Genomic DNA, 21,642 nt, shown 5'->3' with positions numbered 1-21,642 from the left:
AAGGCAGCAGGGGAATGAGCCCTGCAAGCAGGGCTCGGTAACTTAGTCAGCCAATTTGTAAGCGATGATGTAATCGCCCATCTTGGTACCCAGCGAGCCATGGCCGCCCGCAGTCACCAGCACATACTGCTTGCCATCCTTGCCGGTGTAGCTCATTGGCGTGGCCTGGCCACCTGCTGGCAGGCGGGCTTTCCACAGTTCCTTGCCGTTGTTCACGTCATAGGCGCGCAGGTACTGGTCGAGGGTGCCGCTGAGGAATCCGACGCCGCCTGCGGTAACGATCGAGCCGCCCATGCTCGGCACGCCAACCGGCAGGCCGATCGGGACCGGGGTGCTGTCGCGGGTGGTGCCGTTCTTGTGTTTCCACACCACCTTGTTGGTGAACAGGTCGATGGCGGCAACGTAACCCCAGGCCGGCGCCTGGCACGGTACGCCCAGTGGCGACATGAACGGGTGCATCGTCACTGCATAAGGGGCGCCGGTATTCGGCTGCACGCCGCTGGTCTCGCTTTCGCGCTTGCTGCCTTCGGCCACCTGCTCACGTGGGACCATCTTCGACACGAAGGCCATGTAGTTGGGCGAGGTGAACAGCAGCTGGCGCACCGGGTCAACCGACACGCTGCCCCAGTTGAACACGCCGACGTTGCCTGGGTAGATCAGCGAGCCCTGCTCGGACGGCGGGGTGTACTGGCCTTCGTAGCGCAGCTCACGGAACTGGATGCGGCACAGCATCTGGTCGAACGGCGTGGCGCCCCACATGGCCTGCTCGGTCAGATCAGGGCCGAGCAGGTTGAGGTCGGAGCGGGCCTGGGTCGGCGAGGTGTGGTCGCCCTTCACCGCACCTTGCGGGGTGGGGATTTCGCGGATCGGCACGATCGGCGTACCGTCGCGGCGGTCGAGCACATATAAGCTGCCTTGCTTGGTCGGTACGATGATCGCCGGCTTCACGCCATCGTCAGTCTTCAGGTGGACCAGGGTCGGCTGGCTGCCGACATCCATGTCCCACAGGTCGTGGTGGGTGAACTGGTAGTTCCAGCGGGCCTTGCCAGTGGCCAGGTCCAGGGCGACCACGCCGGCGCTGTATTTCTCGGCGCCCGGGGTGCGGTCGGCGCCCCACTGGTCCGGGGTCTGGTTGCCCAGCGGCAGGTAGATCATGCCAAGGTCTTCATCGACGCTGGCGATCGACCACATGTTGGCCGAGTTGCGGCTGTACAGCTTGCCGGGGGCCAATGGCTTGGTGTCTTCCGGGTTGTTGCTGTCCCAGTTCCACACCAGGTGGCCGTCGTGCACGTCGTAGGCGCGGATCACGCCGGACGGCTCGTTGGTCGACTCGTTGTCGGTAACGTGGCCGCCGATGATCACCAGGTCACGGGTGACCGCAGCAGGCGACGTGGAGTAGTAGCCGCCGGCGGTGAATGGGCCGATGCCGGTGGTGAGGTCGATCACGCCCTGGTTGGCGAAGCCTTCGCACACCTTGCCGTTGTCGGCGTTGATGGCGATCAGGCGGGCATCGGCGGTAGGCAGGTAGAGGCGGCGCGGGCAGGCCTGGGCCACGGCTTGGCCGGCGTCGGTGATTTTCGGCGCCGGGCTGCCGTCGCGGCTGACGTAGCGGTTTTCGTCATAGTACGAAACGCCACGGCAGGTCATGTGGGCAAAGCCTTTGAAGGTGCCGACCGGGCTTTTGACCTGAGGGTCGTAGCGCCATATTTCCGCGCCGGTATCCGGGTCCAGGGCCAGCAGGCGGCTGTGTGCGGTGCAGGCATAGAGCATGCCGTTGACCTTCAGCGGGGTGTTCTGGTTGGTCAGCTCCACCGGGTCGTTTTCGGTCGGCAGGTCACCGGTACGAATACGCCAGGCTTCTTCCAGGCGGTAGGCGTTCTGCGGGGTGATCTGGCGCAGTGGCGAATAGCGGTCGCCATGCTCGGTGCGGCCATAGGCCTGCCATTCGCCATCGGGCATGGCTGGGGCGGCGCTGGCCATTTCGCTGCTTTCGCGGCCCAGTTCGCCGAATACTTCACCAGGGTGGGTGAACTGGCTAGCGATTGCGCAAGCGCCCGAAGCGACCACTGCAACGCTCAGCAGAGCGGTATTGGCTTTGACGGCAGGACCGATCAGCGGGCGACGTGCCCATGGCAGCAACAGCACCACGCCGATGGCAAACCAGATGGCCAGGCGTGGCACCAGTTGCCACCAATCCAGGCCCACCTCAAGCAAGGCCCATACGGTGCTGCCCAGCAGCACCAGGCCGTACAGGCCCAGGGCAATGCGACGCTGGGCCAGCAGCAAGATGCCCGACAGGGCAAAGCCGATACCGGCGATCAGGTAGTACAGCGATCCGCCCAGCTGGCTCAGCTTGATGCCGCCGGCCAGCAGCGCCAGGCCCATCAGCAACAGCAACGCGCCGATCAGGCGCGGTAGCCAGCGGCTTCCATTGTTGGCACCTTCAGTGCTCATCGTAGGTTCTCCGTCAGGTCAAAAAGGGGGTTAGAAACTGCTTTGGATCTTCAGGCCGCCGACCAGGGCGCCATCCACCTGCGACACCCCGCCCGGGTGGCGGATGTACTGCAGGTTGGGGCGTACCGTGAGCCAGTCGGCCAAATGGATGCCGTAGTACAACTCGGCGCTGTACTCGGTGTCCTGCACGGGCAGGAAACCGGGGTTGTCGTAGTCGTCGATGCCCGCGGCCTGGTTGGCCAGGCGGGCGTTCTTGCGGTAGGCAGGGTTGACGTGCACGCGGGCGAGGGCGAAGCCGATGTCGTCCTTGGCGCGGGCGTCGAAAGGCCCTTTGTATACCAGTCCTGCCTGCACATAGTTGTCGATGGCATTGGTCTTCTTGTCGTGCACCGTGGCGTTGGCGAACAAGCTCAGGCCACGCGACTGGTCGGAGGCCAGCGAGGTCACCTGCTGCTGGGCGCCGATCCACATGCCGTGCTTGCTCGAACTGCTGCGGTAGGCGGCGCCGCTGAGGGCGGCCGGCTGACCGTTGCTGTCCTTGAGCACATCCTGTGCCTTGGCATTACTGTAGTAGTAGCCGGCGCGATATTCCCCTTTCAGGCCTTGGATATGTGGCGTCCATACCAGTTCGACCGGCATTACCGCGCCCTGGGTGCCGCTGCCGCTGAGCTTGAAGCCGTTGCCCGATTCGAGGTTGGAAGGGTTCTGCTCGAACACGCCGACCTGGGTGTAAAGCTCGTCGCTAAGGTTGTAGCGCACGCGCAGGGCCCACTGGCTGACCGGCCAGTTGTACCAGATGCCACCCACCCAGTTGCCCACCTGCGAGCCGCAGAAAGCCAGGTTCTGGAAGTCGCAAGGGAAGCTGTTGAAGTCTTCGCCTTCGCCGAAGCGACCGAATTTCACGTCCAGCGCACCATCGAAGTACTTCTGCTTGATCCACATCTGCGTCAGCCGCCAGGTTTCGCCACGGCCCCAGACTTCCTGGGCCGAGGTGAAGCCGCCAACGCGCGGGTCGTTGATGCGGTCGTTGCTGATGTTGTCGCCGTGGCGCTCGGTGAGGGTCAGCTGGAACTCGGTGTCATGCCAGCCGAGGATCTTGTCCAGGTCCAGGTGGCTGCCAAAGGTGAACTGGTCGCTGTAGCGCGCCGTGCGGTCGTGGTCGTAGCCACCGTGCAGATTGCTGCCCATCTCGCCGGTGTAGCCGAGGGTGAAGTCGTAGCCTTTTTCCAGCAGTTCGCTGCGGGTGCCGCCCCAGTCACCGAGCATCCAGGGGGAGTCGCTGGCGAACATTTCGCTGGCGCTGGCGGGGGCCGCCAAGGCGCTGAGGGCAAGGCCGATGTAACAGGTTTTGGGCAGTTGGAGCATGAGATAGCGCTATCTTTTGATTATTGAAAAAACGACAAGCGCATCGAAGGGTAAGCCCTTCAATGGATATGACGACAAGATGGTTTCGATGAAGCGATTCAGCTTGAGGCGGGGAGGATATAGAGGAAGTTGTAAGAAAAAAAGACAAATTGTCGCAGTTGATTGTTGCTCATTGAGTAATAGTCTTGAAAAAGGGCTGCATCGCAGCCCCAAACCTTTCAGAAGGTGGTACGCAACCCGACTTCCACACTACGTCCTGGCGCCGGCGCGATATCGCGCAGGATCGAGCTGGCATAACGCACGGTCTGGTCGGTCAGGTTTTCGCCGCGCACAAATGCCAACCACTGGCTTTGACCAATGTCGAAGCGGTAGCCAACGCTCGCCCCCAGTGTGGTGTAGCCATCGGTGCTGGTTTCGTTGGCCGGCTTGCGGTGCTGCGATGCTGCATGCTGCACATCGACCCGTGCCTGCCAGCGGTCCAACTCCCACACCAGGCCGCTGTTAAGGCGCAGTGGGGCAATGCGTGGTAGCGGCTCGCCACTGTCGAGGTTCTTGGCGCGGGTGTAGTCACCGGACATTTCCAGCGCGAAGCTGCCGTAACGGTTCTCGACCAGTTGCCAGCGGTCCTGGGCCTCGATGCCGTAGAAGCGCGCCCGTACGCCCTGGTACTGGTACTCCGGGAACCCGTCGTGGTCATGATCGTGATCGTGGTCTTCTTCGTCATGGTCGTGGTCGTGCCCGCCTTCGCGGATGTTGCCGGTGCCGATCAGCCCGATGTAGTTGCGGAAGTGGCTGTAGAACACCCCGACACTGCCTTTGTGGGTGCCGTTGTCGAAACGCAGCGCCAAGTCGGCGGAAATGGCTTTTTCCTTGTTCAGGCTGGCATCACCGACTTCAAATGCACCGGTAGCCACATGGGCGCCATTGGCGTACAGCTCGTAGAAGGTCGGTGCGCGCTCGGTGTAGCCGAGGTTGGCAGCCAGCGACCAGACCGGGTCGAGTTGGTAAACCGCCCCGGAAGACAGGCTGAAGGCGTTGAAGCTGCTGGCGCTGTCGGCGTCGACGAAATTTTCGTTGCCTTTGGCATCCGGGTCGACCCGGGTGTGCTCCAGGCGTGCGCCCAAGCTCAGGTTCAGGCGTTCGGTGGCCTGCCACTGCTCCAGCATGAACAGCGCCAGGCTGTCGGTATTGGTGTGCGGGACGAAGGCTTCCTCGCCCAGGGCGGAGAATTCGTTGCGGCTGACCTGGGCACCGATCACCCCTTCCACCGGCCCGAGCGGTTGGTGGCGGGCTTCGATACGTGCTTCGTAGCCCTTGTTCTTGAAGGTGGTGTGCACCTCGCCTTCTTCAATCTCGCTGTGCTCGTAGTCGGTATAGCCGGCATCGACCTTGACCGAGCTGAACGGGCCATCCAGGTCGCGCAGCTCGGAGGCGAAAGCGTAGTGGTCCTGTTTCATGTCCAGCCGCACGCCGGACTCGGCCACCGAGCCATAGTTGCTGTCGTAGCCGCTGTACGACAGGCCGGCGTAGCCGTGATCCCAATGGTAGGCGCCACCGACCGCACCGCCATCCTGGCGGCCGTCGCTGTTTTCCAGACGGTGTTTGCTGCCGGGCTCATCGGCGTCACGTACCTTGGAACTGCGGGCGTAACCGGGGATGCGCAGGTCGTTGAACTGGCGGCTGTTGGCATCCAGATGCAGGGCGAAGGCGCCGTTACCGGCCTCCAGCTTGCCGGCGCTGCTGCGGGTGGTATCAGCGCCGCCGTAACGCAGCTCGCCAGCACCGTGGATGCCTTCGATGGGCGCATCCGGGATGCGGTTGTCGAAGGTGTTGACCACGCCACCGATGGCGTTGCCGCCGTACAGCAGGGCGGCCGGGCCGCGAACGATCTCGACGCGGTCGACGGTGACCGGGTCCAGCGGCACGGCGTGGTCGTAGGACAGCGACGAGGCATCCAGGGCGCCGACGCCGTTGCGCAGGATGCGAATACGATCGCCGTCCAGGCCGCGGATTACTGGGCGGCTGGCGCCAGGGCCGAACCAGGTAGAGGCGACACCGGGCTGTTTGTTCAGGGTTTCACCGAGGCTGCCGTGCTGTTGTTGCAGCAGGTTGTCGCCTTCGAGCACGGTGCTGGGGGCGGCCAGCTGGCGGTTACCCAGCGGGTTGGCGGTGATGACCTGGGGTTCGAGTTCCACGGCCTGGCTGGGTGACGCTGCCAGCCAGAGCGCGACGGCAAGGGGGGAGAGGCGAAGCGGTGCGTACAACATGGGGATGGGGCGTTCCTTGGCAGATGCTTTTGTAATGTTACAACATAACATATCTATTTCAGCACAGAGGTTTTGCCCATGGCCAGCGGTTTTTCTGTCGACTCGACGGATCCCACCCGCCACTACACTCGTGTAAGGTGCGCATCTTTCCTACGGAGCACAGCATGAGCACGGCCCAACACAACGCGCTGCACGGCAAGACCCTTGAACAGATCCTCACCGAGTTGGTGGCGCACTACCAATGGCAGGGCCTGGCCGAGCGCATCGATGTGCGCTGCTTCAAAAGCAACCCGACCATCAAGTCGAGCCTGACCTTCTTGCGTAAAACACCGTGGGCGCGGGAAAAGGTCGAGCAGCTGTATGTGAAACTGCAGCGCCAGGCCTGATATGCCGCGGCGACCCTGGCTGACCGGCATGGCTGTGCTGGGCTGGTTCGGCTTGACCGTGCAGGTGTACCTGGTGCTGGTGGCACGTTGGCAGGAACAGGCCAGCCTGATTGGCGGCCTGATCAACGTGTTCGGCTACTTCACCGTGCTGACCAATACCTTGGTGGCGACGGTGTTCAGTTATGCGGCGTTCGGCCGTGAAGGCCGGGCCAAGCGTTTTTTCCTGTCGCCTTCGGTGGGTTCTGCAGTGGCAGCCAGCATCGTGCTGGTGGCGCTGGCCTACAGCGTGCTGCTGCGCCATTTGTGGCAACCGCAGGGTTGGCAGTGGCTGGCGGATGAACTGCTACACGATGTGATGCCGATGCTGTACGCCTTGTACTGGTGGGGCGAGGTGCCGAAGGGCACGTTGCGGCTATGGCACCTGGCGGTCTGGGCGATATACCCGGCGGTGTACTTCGCCTATGCGCTGTGGCGGGGGAGCGAGATTGGCGTGTATGCCTATCCGTTCATCGATGTGGCGAGCCTGGGGTATGGGCAGGTGATGCTCAATGCCTTGGGGGTGTTGGCGGGGTTCTGGGGGATTGGTCTCGTTTTGCTGGGGCTGGACAAGTGGCAAGGGCGACGTGCGGCGCTAAAACTCTAGATTTGTTGTGTCAGTACCGGCCCTTTCGCGGGTAAACCCGCTCCCACAGGTACAGCGCAGCCCTCAAGAGCGGCGATGTACCTGTGGGAGCGGGTTTGCCCGCGAAAGGGCCGGAACAGGTAATAACAATCACTCGTCGTCCGCAGTCCCGTCAGCACGCCAGTAGGCCGCAGCCTTCAGCGCATCTTCCGGCACCCCTTTCTCCAGCAGCAGCGCCTTGGCCTGGCGGGTCAGGGCTTTTTCCAGTGCCACCCAGCCATACAACCGGCCTTGCGGCAAGGTCAGGTTTTTTACCAATGCCAGCAAATCTTCCTGCTGGCGGCGTACCCAGATGACTTCGACTTGTGCCTTGCTTGGCAGCGGTTGACGTTCCTGCTCGTCTTCAATCTGGATCACGGCCAGCACCTGGCGGCCAGCCGGTAGTTCCTCCAGCCGGCGGCCAATCGCCGGAATGGCCGTTTCGTCACCGATCAGCAAGTAGCTGTCAAAAATATCCGGCACCACCATCGACGCCCGTGGCCCGGCGATGTCCAGGGTTTGCCCCGGCGCGGCCTGCGCAGCCCAGGTGGAGGCAGGGCCGTCACCGTGCAGCACGAAGTCGATATCCAGCTCATTGGCCACCAGGTCTATGCGCCGCGGCGTGTACTCGCGCATGGTGGGCCGTGCACCACCGTCCCGGCCCAGATTGCGTGCCTCGATGGCCTGCTGTTGCTCCGGCGTTTCGGCGAACAGCAGCTTGATATGGTCGTCGCTACCTACGCTGGTGAAGCCTTGCAGTTCGGCACCGCCGAGGGTGATGCGGCGCATGCGTGGGGTGAGGTCGGTGACCTGCAGTACTTGCAGGCGGCGTTGACGGATCTCGTGGTTGACGCGGTGGATGGTGTCACTCATGGGAAGTCTCCCTGACAGGTTCGGCCGGCCCGGAGGCGATGGCTTTGGCGGTATGGTTGAGCAGGTCGCGAACCCGTTCGATTTCTTCCGGTGTCCAGCGGCCGCTGTGCATGTGCAGTGCGTGACGCAGGTTGCCGACCGCTTCGTGAATTTCTGGCGGGCGGTCATGGCCGCGCAGGGCGCGTTTGCTGACTTCGATGCGCATGCGCACGCCGTCCAGGGCGACAGCCTGCTCGGCCAGGGCACTGCGGCCGGCATCGGTGATGGCATAAAGGCGCTTGCTGCCTTGCACCTGGCCACTGATCAGCTCGGCTTCTTCAAGGAAGTTCAACGTGGGGTAGATCACTCCGGGGCTTGGGCTGTAGCTGCCGTCGAAGAGGTTTTCGATCTGGCGGATCAGGTCATAACCGTGGCCGGGCTGCTCGGCCAGCAGGTCCAGCATCAGCAGCTTGAGGTCACCGGGGGCGAAGACGCGTGGGCCGCGCTCGCCGCGGCCGGGGCGCCGCTCGAAGGGATCATGGGGGGTGTGTTCGCGCATGGGGACAGGGCTCCGTCGTTTGCGATATATCTTAAGATATTACTCAAGATATATCTAAAGACAAGCCCTTCAATGCCGATGATTATCATCTAGTCATTCGATACGTTCCCTGCCGCTGGTGGTGTGTGCAGGGCAACCTGCGGCGGTTTGCATTCATTCGGATTGCCCGGCTGCAGGTACGGCATGAGGATCGGGGCCATGCCCTTGAGCACCTGCACCGGCAGCGCCGAGGTGAATTTGAACGCCTCTGCCGAGCGCCCCGGGACGAAGGCGGTGAGGGTGCCGAAGTGGTTGTCGCCCAGGAAGAACACGAAGGTGGCGGTACGGTTCAGCGAGCGCGAGCCAATCAACCGACCGCCGGCGCCGAAGCTTTCGATGCGGTTGTCACCGGTACCGGTCTTGCCACCCATCACCAGCGGCGTGCCGTCCTGCAGCTTGAAGCTGCCGGAAATACGCCGCGCAGTGCCTGCATCTACCACCTGCGACATGGCGCCTTTGAGCGCACGTGCCACTTCAACCGGCAGAATCCGCACGCCCCGGTCCGGGTCGGTGATCAGTTTGGTCTCGTAAGGTGTGTTGGCCGCAAAGTGCAGGGTGTCGATGCGCAGGGTTGGCAGGCGAATGCCGTCGTTCTGAATGATGCCCACCAGTTCGGAAAGGGCGGCGGGGCGGTCGCCCGAGCTGCCGATGGCGGTGGCCAGCGAGGGCACCAGGTGGTCGAACGGATAGCCCACGCGCTTCCAGCGCTGGTGGATGTCGAGGAAGGCTTCGATCTCGACCATGGTGCGGATGCGGCTGTCGCGGGCGCCCTGGTGGCGGCTCTTGAACAGCCAGCCGTACACTTCCTGGCGCTCGAAGCGGCTGGCGTTGACCATCTCGGTCAGGGTCGAACTGGGGTTCTTCAGCAAGTAGCCGAGCAGCCACAGGTCCAGCGGGTGAACCTTGGCGATGTAGCCCTGGTCGGGCAGGTCGTATTTGCCCGGGCCGTAGGCTTCGTACATCTCTGACAGTCGGCCGTCGGTCAGCTTGCCCAAGGCAATCTTGTCGCCCTTCAGGTGGGCACGTACGAAGGCATTGAAGGTTTCCTGGCCGGCTTCGGGGAACAGGTAGCGGTGCACGGCAGCCAGCCGCTGTGGGGTCACGCGCATGCTGTCGAGGAAGGTGTCCAGGCGTTGTTGCGAGGTCTTGCGCTGGTATTTCTTCCAGAAGCGCATCAGGTAGTTGGTGCCTTCCTTGTCGGCGAAGCGGGCCAGGTATTCCTGGCGGCGCGGATCGGCATCGTCCTTCAGCAGTGGTACGCGGTTGTACGGCTGCTGGTAGGTCACATAGCGCACCAGATCGCGCATCAGCCGGATGAACGGCAGGTTGATCGATTCGCGCAGGGCATCCTTGAGCGTCGGGTTGCGGTTGTTGTCTTCCTTGCGGAAGTTGTTGAACACATGCATGCCGCCGCCGGTGAAGAAGGCTTCACCGGTATTGGCGGAATACTTGCGCTCCAGCGCAGCGTCGAGCATGGCATCCAGGCTCTGGTTCTTGCTGTTTTGCGCCAGCCACTCCAGCGACCACTGGGTAATGCGGTCGAGTTCGGCGACTTCGACTTTCTTCAACTCGGCGGCTGGCTTGCCAGCGTACTTGTCGTGTAGCTCGGCGATGATCTCCAGATAGGTGGTCAGCACCCGCAGCTTGGCGGTGGAGCCCAGCTCCAGCTTGCTGCCTTCGTTGATGTCGAAGGGTTGGTTGGTGCTGTCTGTCTGTACCCGCACCCGCGAGCCGTCGCCGGTGCGCTCGAACAGGGTGAAGCTGTAGCTCACCTGGTCGGTGGTCTTGCTGGTCAGCAGGCGTTCGCCGATCAGGCCGATCTGCGCCGCGAATTCGGGGTCGGCAAGGTTCTTCAGGTACTGGCTCACTTGCAACTGCAAGTCTGCCTGCAACGTACTGGTGGCCGACACGTCGAGGCGGTCGAGGTCATACAGCGGGCGGTTGAGCATGGCTGCCATGCGGTTGCGTGCCAGGCTGATGCCCTTGTTGGTGACGATCGGCACGATGGTCGGTTGCGCCACCCAGTCGCGGTACACCGCTTTGCTGGCCAGCGCGGCATCGGCCAGTGGCTGCTCGATCACATTGTTGGCGGCGAGCACGCGGATGTGCGAATCGGTGAGTTCGGCCAACTCGACCCGGCCCTTGGACAGGTAGTGTGAAGGGCGGCGCTGGGCAATCATCAGCGACAGCACCTGGCGCAGGGCCAGGCCGCGTGCAGCCATGCTCTCGGGGTCGCTGGCAGTGGACGTCAGGGCCTGGTTGACCTGGTCGAAATCGGCGCCGTACCAGACCCGCAAACCTTCGGCCATGCCATGCACCTCACCATGCCCAGGCACCGCAGACAGCGGCACGCTGTTGAGGTAGTCGCGCACAATGCGCTGGCGCGCCTCGGTGGTGTCGGGGCCACCCTGGTAGGCACGCACGCTGGCGGAAATCATCTGGCGGATTTTTTCGGCACCCGAGACCGTCAGGCCGTCTGGTGAATGACGGTACTTTTCCAGCTGCGTGGCCAAGGTACTGCCGCCGGCGGATTGACCGGGCAGGGCCAGGTACTTGGCCACCTGGCTGTAGGCGGCCTTGGCGAAGCGCGGCCAGTCCACGGCGGGGTTGTTGCGAGGGTCCTGGGTATCGAGCAGGTCGCGGTTCTCGATGAACAGCAGGCTGTTGACCATCACCGGCGGGATCGCCGCAAAGTCTGGGTACAGGTGCTGCGGGTAGTTGTACTGGTACAGCATGTCGCCACGGCAGTCGGTGATCGACAGGCCGGCCTGGATTTTCTCGATATAGGGCACGAACAGTCCGTGATCAACGTAGTTCATTAACGCTGGGGAAAACTTCACCTGTTCGCTGATCAGGTAGTCACGCTTGAGCAGGCGCGGCAGGAATTCGCCCAGGGCGCTGTAGCCCAGGCGTTTGTCGAACGGCCCTTCGCCGGGGTAGACGATGGCATCGCTGGGGCCGGGCTGCAGTGAATAGGTCAGCGTGCCGGCCAGTTTGCTGAATTCTCGCGATTGCAGCTCGGAGGTGCGGAATTCGTCATACGCAGCGAAGCCTATGGCTACCAGCGCCACCAGCAGAATAAGGATGATCAGCCGCCACCATAGCCGACGCTGACGGGGTGACTTGGGTTGTGGCGTCTCGGCCGGAGGTATCTCGGGTGCTTCCGTTCTGGTTGGTTCCGATTGCCACAGTGCGCCCATAGTCTTCTATCCGGCCAGGTATTTTCGTCTTGCTTGTCTGAAGCTTAGACGTTGAGCGGGTGAGGTGAAAAATTTGTAGGAAGGGAAGAAAGCTGAGGTAGGGCTATGCGGCTTTGGTGTGGGTTTCTTCGTACAGGGATGTTGCTATGGTGCCCGGGCGATCGTGATGAGTGCGACGCGATCCCGGGGTTCTCGCCAAATTTCTGCACATATACAGTGAAAACCCCTACAACGCTCTTCCTATACTGCTCGCCCCCTTCGCCCTGCCGGGCGCTCTATTCCGGCACACGGGCCGGCCCATAAGGCCAGCCTGGCAAGCCAACGCCACGCCTATCGGCATGGCCGGTGCTGCACGAAGGTCAAATCCAATAACAAAATGAGGTTGTATTGCTATGCCAGTCGGCAACCACCCTGCCCACGGCCCTGCCACTGAAGGCGGCCCGCTCAAGCGTGAACTGGGCGAACGGCACATCCGCCTGATGGCGCTGGGCGCCTGTATCGGTGTCGGTCTCTTCCTCGGCTCGGCCAAGGCCATCGAAATGGCCGGCCCAGCCATCATGCTGTCCTACATCATCGGCGGCCTGGCCATCCTGGTGATCATGCGCGCCCTTGGTGAAATGGCCGTGCACAACCCCGTCGCCGGTTCGTTCAGCCGCTATGCCCAGGATTACCTCGGCCCGCTGGCGGGCTTTCTCACCGGCTGGAACTACTGGTTCCTGTGGCTGGTGACCTGCGTTGCCGAAATCACCGCAGTGGCCATCTACATGGGCATCTGGTTCCCCGATGTACCGCGCTGGATCTGGGCCCTGGCGGCCTTGGGTAGCATGGGCGCGGTCAACCTGGTGGCGGTGAAGGCCTTCGGTGAGTTCGAGTTCTGGTTCGCCCTGATCAAGATCGTCACCATCATCGCCATGGTCCTCGGCGGCATCGGCGTCATTGCCTTCGGCTTCGGCAATGACGGTGTGGCTGTGGGCATTTCCAACCTGTGGAGCAACGGTGGCTTCATGCCCAATGGCGTGACCGGCGTGCTGATGTCGCTGCAGATGGTGATGTTCGCCTACCTGGGCGTGGAAATGATCGGTCTGACCGCCGGCGAAGCACGCAACCCGCAAAAGACCATCCCGCAGGCCATCGGCTCGGTGTTCTGGCGCATCCTGCTGTTCTACGTCGGTGCGTTGTTCGTGATCCTGTCGATCTACCCGTGGAACGAAATCGGCAGCCAGGGCAGCCCGTTCGTCATGACCTTCGAACGCCTCGGCATCAAGACCGCCGCCGGTATCATCAACTTCGTGGTCATCACTGCGGCGCTGTCGTCGTGCAACGGCGGCATCTTCAGCACCGGGCGCATGCTCTACAGCCTGGCGCAGAACGGCCAGGCCCCGGCGGCCTTCGCCCGTACCTCGAAGAATGGCGTACCGCGTAACGCGTTGCTGCTGTCGATTGGCGCGCTGCTGCTGGGCGTGCTGGCCAACTACCTGGTGCCGGAAAAGGTCTTTGTCTGGGTCACGTCGATTGCCACCTTCGGTGCGATCTGGACCTGGGTGATGATCCTGCTGGCGCAGCTCAAGTTCCGCGCAGGCCTGACTACCGCTGAGCGCAAGGCGCTGAAGTACCGCATGTGGCTGTGGCCGCTGAGCTCGTACCTGGCGCTGGGCTTCCTGGTGCTGGTGGTTGGCTTGATGGCGTACTTCGAGGATACCCGCGTGGCGCTGTACATCGGCCCGGCGTTCCTGGTGCTGCTGACGGTGCTGTACTACGCGTTCCGTCTGGCGCCGAAAGAAGTACAAGGTGTAGCCAGTACCGCCTCCTGATCGGATATGGCTGGGGCTGCAACACAGCCCCAGCGTTCTGTCAGGCCGCCACTTCGCTATTGGGCTCGAAACTGTCCGCCCGCGCCAGTTGCCACATGCGCGAATAGAACTGGCCGTTCACCTCGCCCGTCAGCAACTCCCCCGGCTTCAAGAACACATGCATCTGCGAGAACAGCTTGATCTCGGTGGCGGAGATGCGTCGCACAAGGTGTTTGGCCTCCAGTTGCGCCGGGTGTTCCAAACCTGCCGCCGCGAGCATTTCGGCCAAGGCGCGCAACGTATTGTGGTGGAAGTTCAACACCCGCTGGGCCTTGTCCGGCACCACCAGCGCACGCTGGCGCAGCGGGTCTTGTGTGGCCACGCCGGTCGGGCACTTGTTGGTGTGGCAGCTCTGCGACTGAATGCAGCCGATGGCGAACATGAAGCCGCGCGCCGAATTTGCCCAGTCAGCACCAATGGCCAGCACGCTGGCAATGTCGAAGGCGCTGACGATCTTGCCGCTGGCGCCTAGCTTGATCTTGTCACGCAGGTTCAGGCCAACCAGCGTGTTGTGCACGAACAGCAGTCCTTCGCGCAGTGGTACACCGATATGGTCGGTGAACTCCACCGGTGCTGCGCCGGTGCCGCCTTCCTTGCCATCGACGACGATGAAGTCGGGCAGGATGCCGGTTTCCAGCATGGCTTTGGCGATGCCCATGAACTCCCAGGGGTGGCCCAGGCAGAACTTGAAACCCACCGGTTTGCCGCCGGACAGTTCGCGCAGCTGGGCAATGAACTGCATCATCTCGATCGGCGTCGAGAATGCGCTGTGGCGTGAGGGCGAAATGCAGTCCTCACCCATCAGCACGCCACGCGTCTCGGCGATTTCCTGGGTCACCTTGTGTTTGGGCAGGATGCCGCCATGGCCGGGTTTGGCGCCCTGGCTCATCTTGATTTCGATCATCCGAACCTGCGGGCTGCGCGCCTGGGCGGCAAAGCGTTCGGGGTCGAAGCGCCCGTCTGGTGTGCGGCAGCCGAAGTAGCCACTGCCAAGCTCCCAGACCAGATCGCCACCGTGTTCCCGGTGATAAGGGCTGATGCTGCCTTCGCCGGTGTCATGGTGGAAGTTGCCCAGCTTGGCGCCTTGGTTGAGGGCGCGGATGGCATTGGCGCTGAGCGAGCCGAAGCTCATTGCCGAAATGTTGAAAATCGAGGCCGAGTACGGTTGGCTGCACTGCGGCCCGCCGACGATGACGCGGAAGCTGGCCGGGTCGGCCAGGGGGGCTGGGCGCATGGAGTGGCCGATGAACTCGAAGCCGGACTCGTACACATCGATCAGGGTGCCGAAGGGTTTGTCCGAAGCTTCGTTCTTCGCCCGGGCATACACCAGCGAACGCTGGGCGCGGGAGAACGGCAATGCATCGCTGTCCGATTCCAGCAGGTACTGGCGGATTTCCGGGCGAATGGCTTCGACCAGATAGCGGATGTTGCCCAGGATCGGGTAGTTGCGACGCACCGCGTGGCGTTGCTGCAGCAGGTCGAACAGGCCGATCAGGCTGAGGATGCCCGTGGTCAGGGTGAACGGCCACAACCATTCGTGGTGGGTGAAGGGCAGGCTCGCCAGGGTGAATAGCACACAGGCGGCGAAGAAGGCATAGCGGCTGAGAAGTGACAGGCTCATACGGGGTCCTTGCGATGGCGCGGTCAGGCTCAGGGCCTGGGGGCAAACCCCGACCATAGCCAAGTTGCGGGGCGCTGCAAATTAAAATCGGGGTAGCGAAAATCATTCTCGAATCAAGGCGATGACCGCAGGCGCAACACATACCCTGTGGGAGCAGGTTCACCCGCGAAAGGGGTATGGAGGAGGCTGGCCTTGTCAGGCCAAAGCCCCCCATGGGATCCTCCCCGGCCATTGTTTCCAGCGAGCCCTCCCATGCCCAACATCATCCGCATCGCCGCTGCCCTGCTGATTGACCCTCAGGGCCGCACCCTGCTGGTGCGCAAGCGCGGCACCGAGGCCTTCATGCAGCCAGGTGGCAAGATCGATGCCGGCGAATCGCCCCTGCAGGCGCTGGTGCGTGAGCTGCAGGAAGAGCTGGGCCTGAACATCAGCCCGGATCAGGCCGTGCATCTGGGCCAGTTCAGCGCCCCGGCCGCGAACGAACCCGGCTTTGAAGTGCAAGCCGAACTGTTCCGTGTCGACAGCGCAGCACTGGTAACACCGGCTGCGGAGATCGAAGAGGTGGTGTGGTTGGCCGCCGATCAGTCGCCAGTCCTGCAACTGGCACCGCTGACCCGCGACCTGATCCTGCCGCTGTATCGCCAGGCCGTCAGCGTACCGCGCTGACCCCATCGAGGGTGGCGAACGAGGTGTCTTTGGCGGTCAACAGGAAGTCGCGCATGTACGGCGCATCGAGCATGTCGGTGCGCACGGCGGCATAAAGGGTGGCAAACAGGCCTTTCTCACCCAGGCGCTTGCCTTTCACATAGCCGCGCGAGCTGTACTCGTGCAGTGCCCAGTGGGGCATGCCGCACACGCCACGGCCGCTGGCCACCAGCTGCATCATCATCACTGTCAGCTCCGAGGTGCGCACAGCGGCCGGTTCGATGTCGGCCGGCTCCAGGAAACGGGTGAAGATGTCCAGGCGGTCGCGCTCCACCGGGTAGGTGATCAGCGTCTGGTCGAGCAGGTCTTGCGGCACGATGTAGGGCTTGCTGGCCAGCGGGTGCTGGTTGGCCACCGCCAGCATCGCCTCGTAAGTGAACAGCGGCACATAAGTGATCCCCGACAGGTCCAGCGGATCGGAGGTTACCACCAGGTCCAGGTCGCCGCGGGCCAGGGCCGGCAGCGGGGCGAAGGCAAAGCCGGAGGCCAGGTCCAGCTCCACTTCCGGCCAGGCATCGCGGAACTGGTCGATGGTCGGCATCAGCCACTGGAAGCAGCTGTGGCATTCGATGGCCATGTGCAGGCGCCCGGCCGTGCCACCGGCCAGGCGCGCGATGTCACGCTCGGCGCCGCGCAGTAACGGCAGGGTCGCATCGGCCAGTTGCAGCAGGCGCAGCCCGGCGCTGGTGAAGCGGATCGGCTTGGTCTTGCGCACGAACAGCGGCAGGCCCAGGCGCTCTTCCAGCTCCTTGAACTGATGTGACAGTGCCGACTGGGTCAGGTGCAGGCGCTCGGCGGCCTCCACCAGGCTGTCGGCTTCGCGCAGGGCATGAAGGGTTTTCAGGTGACGGATCTCCAGCACAGCTGACTCCGGGGTGTGGGATTGAAGAAGCAGAGAATGAGTTGAGTTTCTCTCATGTTGTTGTGCCTGTCGACTGGGCGTTCAGCCGCACCGCCTGGCGGGAGTCATGAAACTGTCACCGAACTGTGGCAGCGCGCCCGAACAGAATTCATCAGACTCGCGCTCTACTGGGGATCTGCATTCTGGTGTTTCTTTCATGCGGGCTTTTTGGCTTTTTCTTTTATTCCTTGTCAGCGTACCTGCGAGTTTCGCCGAACAGCGGTGTGACGCCCATGTGCCGGTACAACGTGCCGAACTCGGCGCGGTCAGCCTGGTGTACCAGAGCGTTGGCGCGCCGCGTGACCCGGCGTTGTTGCTGGTCATGGGCCTGGGTGGGCAACTGATTCACTGGCCGGACGATGTGGTCGAGGCGTTGTGCCGCCAAGGCTTTCGGGTTATCCGCTATGACAACCGCGATGTTGGCCTGTCACGCTGGAATCAGATGCCTCCGTCGGCCAACCTGACGGTTGAGCTGCTGCGCTACAAGCTGGGCTTGCCGGTGGCGGCGCCTTATACGTTGACCGACATGGCGGATGACGGCATGCGTCTGATGGATGCGTTGGGTGTGCGCCAGTTTCATGTACTGGGCGTGAGCATGGGCGGCATGATTGCCCAGCACCTGGCGGCCATGGCACCTGAGCGCGTTCGCAGCCTGACGTTGGTCATGTCCAGTTCAGGGGCGGCGGGGCTGCCGGCGCCGGATCCGGCGCTGGTGCAGTTGCTGGCCCGGCGCAGCGCGCCGAGCCGCGAAGTGGCCATCGAGCAGCAGGCCGATCTGCTGGCGGCCCTGGGCAGCCCCGAGGTGCGGGACGACCGTGAAGTGTTGCTGCATCAGGCGGCGGTGGCCTACGACCGGGCGTTCAACCCTGACGGGGCCAAGCGCCAGATCATGGCGATACTGGCCGAGCCGAGCCGGGTCGAATTGCTCAACCAGCTGCGGGTACCGACCTTGGTGGTACACGGCACGGCTGACCCGTTGTTGCCGGTGATGCATGGCGTGCACCTGGCTGCGCATATCCAGGGCAGCCAGTTGCGGCTTATACCAGGGCTGGCGCACCGCTTCCAAGAGCCGTTCAAGGCGCCGCTGCTAGGGGCGGTGTTGCCATATCTGCAAGCGCATCGGCAGGATGCCACGCACATCGCAGGGCTGTGAACCAAAGGCAGACACGCTCCCACAGTTGCAGGCTCAGTGCATCCGCACCCACAACGTCACCAGCACAGTCGCAGCCATCAGCCAGGCCACCGTGGCCAGCGCCAGCGACGCCTCCAGGCGCAGGCGGTCGACCAGCACATACAAGGTCGCCAGGTACACGAAATACGGAATGATCGACCACATGCCGAACAGGATGGTGGTCTTCAAGTCTGCAATGCTGCGCCCCTTGCCGACGATGTAGTGGGCAATCAGGGCAAAGGTGGGGAACAACGGCACCAGCCCGGCGATGTAGTAATTGCGCGTCTTCGACAGCACCGCCAGCAACAGCACCACGCCAGCGCCCAGGGCCGCTTTGAATACCAGATCCACGTTGTCTTTCCAGTTTGGGTTGAGGTCAGCCGAGGCCGTATTTTTTCACTTTGTCGAACAGCGTGGTCTTGGCCATGCCCAGCTCCTGACTGGCCTGGCTCAGGTTGCCACCCGTGCGTTGCAGGGCGTCGCTGAGCAGGTTGCGTTCGAATGCCTCCACCGCCTCGGCAAAGCCCAGGCCCTGGCTGGCGCCACCGCTGGGGCCTTTCTTGAACGCGGGCAGGCCGAGGGCATAGCGTTCAGCCACGTTGCGCAACTCGCGCACATTACCCAGCCAGTCATGGGCCATCAGGCGCGACAAGGTCTGGCTGTCCAGCGTTGGTGTTTCCCGGTCGAAGCGCAGGGCCGACTGCTGGAGGAAGTGTTCGAACAGTTGCAGGATGTCTTCGCGGCGTTCGCGCAGTGGCGGCAGCTCCAGGGTCACCACGTTCAGCCGGTAGTACAGGTCGCTGCGGAACTGGCCGCTTTGGCCCATGCTGTCGAGGTCGGCCTTGGTCGCGGCGATCACCCGGCAATCCACCTGGATGCTCTGATTCGAGCCCAATCGCTCCAGGGTGCGTTCCTGCAGCACGCGCAGCAGCTTGATCTGCAGGTTGATCGGCATGCTCTCCACTTCATCGAGGAACAGCGTGCCGCCGTTGGCGTGTTCGATCTTGCCAATGCGACGTTTGCCGGCACCGGTGAAGGCGTTGGCCTCGTGGCCGAAAATCTCGCTTTCGAACAGGTTTTCCGGCAACCCGCCACAGTTCAGCGCCACGAACGGTTGGCCCTGCCGGCGGCTGAAATCGTGCAGGCAGCGGGCTACCAGTTCCTTGCCGGTGCCGGTCTCGCCTTCGATCAGCACGTTGGCTGAGGTATCGGCGACGTTGGCAATCAGCTCGCGTAGGTGCTGCATGGCGGGGGAGCGGCCGATGATGCGGCCTTCAAGGCTGCTCTGCTCGGCCAGTTGGCGACGTAGGGCCACAACTTCCCGCGACAGCCCGCGCTGTTCGAGTGCTCGGCGCACCACATCGACCAGGCGTTCAGGGGAGAACGGTTTCTCCATAAAATCGTAGGCGCCGTCACGCATGGCGCCGACTGCCATGTCGATATCGCCATGGCCGGTGATCAGCACCACCGGCAGGCTGCGATCGCGGGCCTTGAGGCGGTTGAGCAGCTCCAAGCCATCGATGCCCGGCAAGCGGATGTCACTGACGACAATACCGGCGAAATCGTCGCCGATGCGTTCCAGCGCCTGTTCGGCGCTGCCCACGCCCTCACAGGCGATATCTTCCAGCGCCAGCGCCTGCTGGCAGCCGAGCAGCACATGCGGGTCGTCTTCGACGATCAGGACGGTAAGAGGCGCTTGGTTCATGGGTGCTCTGCCGATTCGCTAGGGGGGGATACCAGTGGCAGGGCCAGGACGAAGGCCGTGCCGCCAGTGGCGGGGTGCTCGACGTTGAGGCTGCCCTTGGCGGCGGCGGCAAGGCTCGCCGACAGGGTCAGGCCCAGGCCCAGGCCATGTTCGCCCGGTTTGGTGGTGAAGAAAGGTTCGAACAGGTGCTTGCGCGCCTCAGCATCGATGCCGTGGCCATTATCGCGCACCTGCAAGCGGTACTTGTCGCCCTGCAGTTCGCCTTCCAGCCACAGCTCGGGCAAGGGTTGCGCCGCCATGGCGTCGAGGGCGTTGCCGATCAGGTTGACCAGAATCTGCTCCAGGCGAGTCTGGTCGATGGCCAGTTGCTGGTCCTCGAACTGATGGTGCAACTGCAAATGGCACGCGCTGATACGGTTGGCCAGTACCTGCAAGGTGGCTTCCACCGCTTTGGCCAGCGAAGCCTGGCCGCGGTCATCGCCACGCCGGGCGAACGAGCGCAGGCTTGCGGTAATACGGCCCATGCGGTCGATCAGGTCGTTCATGGTACGCAGGTTGGTGCTAGCCGTTTCCAGTGCCCCGCGTTCGAGGAAACGCACCGTGTTACCAGACAAGGTGCGCAACGCGGCCAGCGGCTGGTTCAGCTCATGGGCGATGCTGGTGGACATTTGCCCGATGGCGGCCAGCTTGCCAGCCTGCACCAGCTCATCCTGGGCGTGGCGCAAGGTCTGCTCGGCATGCCGGCGCTCGCGAATCTGCCCCTTCAGGCGTTCATTGCTGGCACGCAGGTCGGCTGTGCGTTCGGCGATTCGCCGCTCCAGCTGGCTGTTGGCTTCTTGCAGCGCCTCGCGGGCGGCCAGGCGGGTGGCGATAACTTTGCGTCGCTCGTTCCAGGCGATGCCAAGGATCGCCAGCAAGGCAAAGGCCACGGCTACCAGGATGCCTTGCACCATGGATTCACGACGTAGGTCCTGCAGTGGGGTCAGCAGGGTGAAATGCCAGGGTGTATCGGCCAGGCGCCGGGTCTGGGCCAGGTAGGCCACTTCGTGGGGCTTGCCCTGGGCAGTTTCACTGTTGGCAGGGAAGGTCAGTTTTTCCACGCCATCGGCCAGGGTTTCCCGTGCCAGTGGCTGCAGCTCGTTCAATGGCCACCAGTAGTACTGCAGGCTGCGCGCCAGGCGTTCCTTGATTTGCGGGGTCAGCGGGCGTACTGACTTCAGGCGTCTGGCCGGGTCACTGGAGAGAATGATAATGCCGTTCTCGTCGCTGACGAACGCCTCCAGGCGCGCACGCTGCCAGCGCTCTTCGAGGGTGTCCAGGCGCACTTTGATCACCGCCACGCCAATGATCTTGCCGTGCTCCTCCAGGCCATGGGCCAGGTAGTAGCCGGCCTCGCCGGTGGTGCTGCCGATGCCATAGAAACGACCAGGCTCGCCGCGCACGGCCGTCTGAAAGTACGCGCGAAACGACAGGTCTTCACCCAGGAATGAGTCGGCATCGCGCCAGTTGCTGGTGGCCTGCACCCGGCCATTGGTGTCGAGGACGAAGATGGCCCGGCTGCGGCTGCGGCGGTTCAGGCCTTCAAGGTATTCGTTGACGGTCTGGCGTGAGCCGCCGTCCGGGTCGGTGAGCAGGTGCGAGACGCTGTCTTCCAGCTCTAGCAGGCTTGGCAGGTAGGTGTACTTGCTGATTTCGCTTTCGACCGTGCGCGCGTGCAGCTCCAGCTGGCGTTCGCCGTTTTCGCTGAGGGTGCGAATGCCGTTGCTCTCGCTGATCAGATAGCCAGCCAACCCCAGGCCGACCATCAGCAGGATGATCAGGGGAGGCAACAGCAATTGGCGGAGCAGGCGGGAATTCACGGCAGGCTTGGCAGGGAGAAGAAGCGAAGGGTCGCATTTCATCACAG

At 63.2% G+C, this 21,642-nt stretch carries 16 protein-coding genes; 5 read left to right on the top strand and 11 right to left on the bottom strand.

Annotated features, from left to right (window positions below; genetic code table 11):
* Positions 1 to 42: 42 nt before the first annotated feature.
* The 3 genes from QQL85_RS15095 to QQL85_RS15085 all read right to left on the bottom strand — a co-directional run bounded on the left by QQL85_RS15095 (position 43) and on the right by QQL85_RS15085 (position 6,086).
* The gene (locus QQL85_RS15095) at positions 43 to 2,454 is read right to left on the bottom strand and encodes a glucose/quinate/shikimate family membrane-bound PQQ-dependent dehydrogenase (RefSeq protein ID WP_284354318.1); all 2,412 of its coding nucleotides are present in this window, start codon (positions 2,452 to 2,454) and stop codon (positions 43 to 45) included.
* Between the two features lie 30 nt (positions 2,455 to 2,484).
* Complete coding sequence (locus tag QQL85_RS15090; protein ID WP_284354317.1) at positions 2,485 to 3,819, bottom strand: carbohydrate porin; 1,335 nt, start codon at positions 3,817 to 3,819, stop codon at positions 2,485 to 2,487.
* A gap of 218 nt (positions 3,820 to 4,037) precedes the next feature.
* The gene (locus QQL85_RS15085; RefSeq protein ID WP_284354316.1) at positions 4,038 to 6,086 is read right to left on the bottom strand and encodes a TonB-dependent receptor; all 2,049 of its coding nucleotides are present in this window, start codon (positions 6,084 to 6,086) and stop codon (positions 4,038 to 4,040) included.
* A 164-nt stretch (positions 6,087 to 6,250) separates the two neighbouring features.
* On the opposite strand from QQL85_RS15085, the gene QQL85_RS15080 reads away from it, so the two are divergent.
* Both QQL85_RS15080 and QQL85_RS15075 read left to right on the top strand, forming a co-directional pair.
* Complete coding sequence (locus QQL85_RS15080; protein WP_003252112.1) at positions 6,251 to 6,472, top strand: VF530 family DNA-binding protein; 222 nt, start codon at positions 6,251 to 6,253, stop codon at positions 6,470 to 6,472.
* Position 6,473: 1 nt separating this feature from the next.
* Positions 6,474 to 7,115 carry a Pr6Pr family membrane protein gene (locus tag QQL85_RS15075; RefSeq protein ID WP_284354315.1) on the top strand — a complete coding sequence of 214 codons (642 nt, stop codon included), beginning with the start codon at positions 6,474 to 6,476 and terminating at the stop codon, positions 7,113 to 7,115.
* Positions 7,116 to 7,244: 129 nt separating this feature from the next.
* On the opposite strand, the gene QQL85_RS15070 is transcribed toward QQL85_RS15075, so the two are convergent.
* From QQL85_RS15070 to QQL85_RS15060, 3 genes are all read right to left on the bottom strand, one after another.
* Positions 7,245 to 8,006 (bottom strand): siderophore-interacting protein, encoded by a 762-nt coding sequence (locus QQL85_RS15070; protein ID WP_284354314.1) that lies wholly within the window; start codon positions 8,004 to 8,006, stop codon positions 7,245 to 7,247.
* Complete coding sequence (locus tag QQL85_RS15065; RefSeq protein WP_284354313.1) at positions 7,999 to 8,544, bottom strand: PadR family transcriptional regulator; 546 nt, start codon at positions 8,542 to 8,544, stop codon at positions 7,999 to 8,001. Before QQL85_RS15065 ends, QQL85_RS15070 begins: the two co-directional genes overlap by 8 nt.
* A gap of 89 nt (positions 8,545 to 8,633) precedes the next feature.
* Positions 8,634 to 11,783, bottom strand: coding sequence for a transglycosylase domain-containing protein (locus QQL85_RS15060; protein WP_284354312.1), 3,150 nt, complete (start codon positions 11,781 to 11,783; stop codon positions 8,634 to 8,636).
* A gap of 392 nt (positions 11,784 to 12,175) precedes the next feature.
* Here QQL85_RS15060 and QQL85_RS15055 point away from each other — a divergent pair, with 392 nt between their 5' ends.
* Positions 12,176 to 13,594, top strand: a complete 1,419-nt coding sequence (locus QQL85_RS15055) for an amino acid permease (RefSeq protein WP_284354311.1) — start codon at positions 12,176 to 12,178, stop codon at positions 13,592 to 13,594.
* A gap of 40 nt (positions 13,595 to 13,634) precedes the next feature.
* On the opposite strand, the gene QQL85_RS15050 is transcribed toward QQL85_RS15055, so the two are convergent.
* Entirely contained in the window at positions 13,635 to 15,254 is a 1,620-nt protein-coding gene (locus QQL85_RS15050) for an FMN-binding glutamate synthase family protein (RefSeq protein WP_284354310.1), read from the bottom strand.
* Positions 15,255 to 15,506: 252 nt separating this feature from the next.
* Between QQL85_RS15050 and QQL85_RS15045 the strand changes: the two genes are divergently transcribed.
* Positions 15,507 to 15,920 (top strand): NUDIX hydrolase, encoded by a 414-nt coding sequence (locus QQL85_RS15045; protein WP_284354309.1) that lies wholly within the window; start codon positions 15,507 to 15,509, stop codon positions 15,918 to 15,920.
* Here the strand turns inward: QQL85_RS15045 and metR are convergent.
* On the bottom strand, positions 15,904 to 16,821 hold the full coding sequence (gene metR, locus QQL85_RS15040; RefSeq protein ID WP_284354308.1) for a transcriptional regulator MetR: 918 nt from the start codon (positions 16,819 to 16,821) through the stop codon (positions 15,904 to 15,906). The two genes, QQL85_RS15045 and metR, sit on opposite strands and share 17 nt — an antisense overlap.
* 196 nt (positions 16,822 to 17,017) lie before the next feature.
* Here metR and QQL85_RS15035 point away from each other — a divergent pair, with 196 nt between their 5' ends.
* Complete coding sequence (locus QQL85_RS15035; RefSeq protein WP_284354307.1) at positions 17,018 to 18,013, top strand: alpha/beta fold hydrolase; 996 nt, start codon at positions 17,018 to 17,020, stop codon at positions 18,011 to 18,013.
* 33 nt (positions 18,014 to 18,046) lie between these two features.
* Here the strand turns inward: QQL85_RS15035 and QQL85_RS15030 are convergent, their stop codons facing one another.
* Genes QQL85_RS15030 through QQL85_RS15020 form a run of 3 tightly spaced genes read right to left on the bottom strand, consistent with a single transcriptional unit; the run spans position 18,047 to position 21,637 of the window.
* Entirely contained in the window at positions 18,047 to 18,382 is a 336-nt protein-coding gene (locus QQL85_RS15030) for a GlpM family protein (protein ID WP_025754578.1), read from the bottom strand.
* Positions 18,383 to 18,407: 25 nt separating this feature from the next.
* Positions 18,408 to 19,736: a sigma-54-dependent transcriptional regulator gene (locus QQL85_RS15025; RefSeq protein WP_284354306.1), complete on the bottom strand. Its 1,329-nt coding sequence runs from the start codon at positions 19,734 to 19,736 to the stop codon at positions 18,408 to 18,410.
* Entirely contained in the window at positions 19,733 to 21,637 is a 1,905-nt protein-coding gene (locus tag QQL85_RS15020) for a sensor histidine kinase (RefSeq protein ID WP_284354305.1), read from the bottom strand. Before QQL85_RS15020 ends, QQL85_RS15025 begins: the two co-directional genes overlap by 4 nt.
* Positions 21,638 to 21,642 lie beyond the last annotated feature (5 nt).

The organism is Pseudomonas putida, assembly GCF_030159595.1.
GTDB classification, from domain to species: Bacteria; Pseudomonadota; Gammaproteobacteria; order Pseudomonadales; family Pseudomonadaceae; genus Aquipseudomonas; species Aquipseudomonas putida_AC.
Note: the sequence above shows the minus strand (reverse complement) of the source record. Positions and strands in the feature narration are given on the sequence as shown.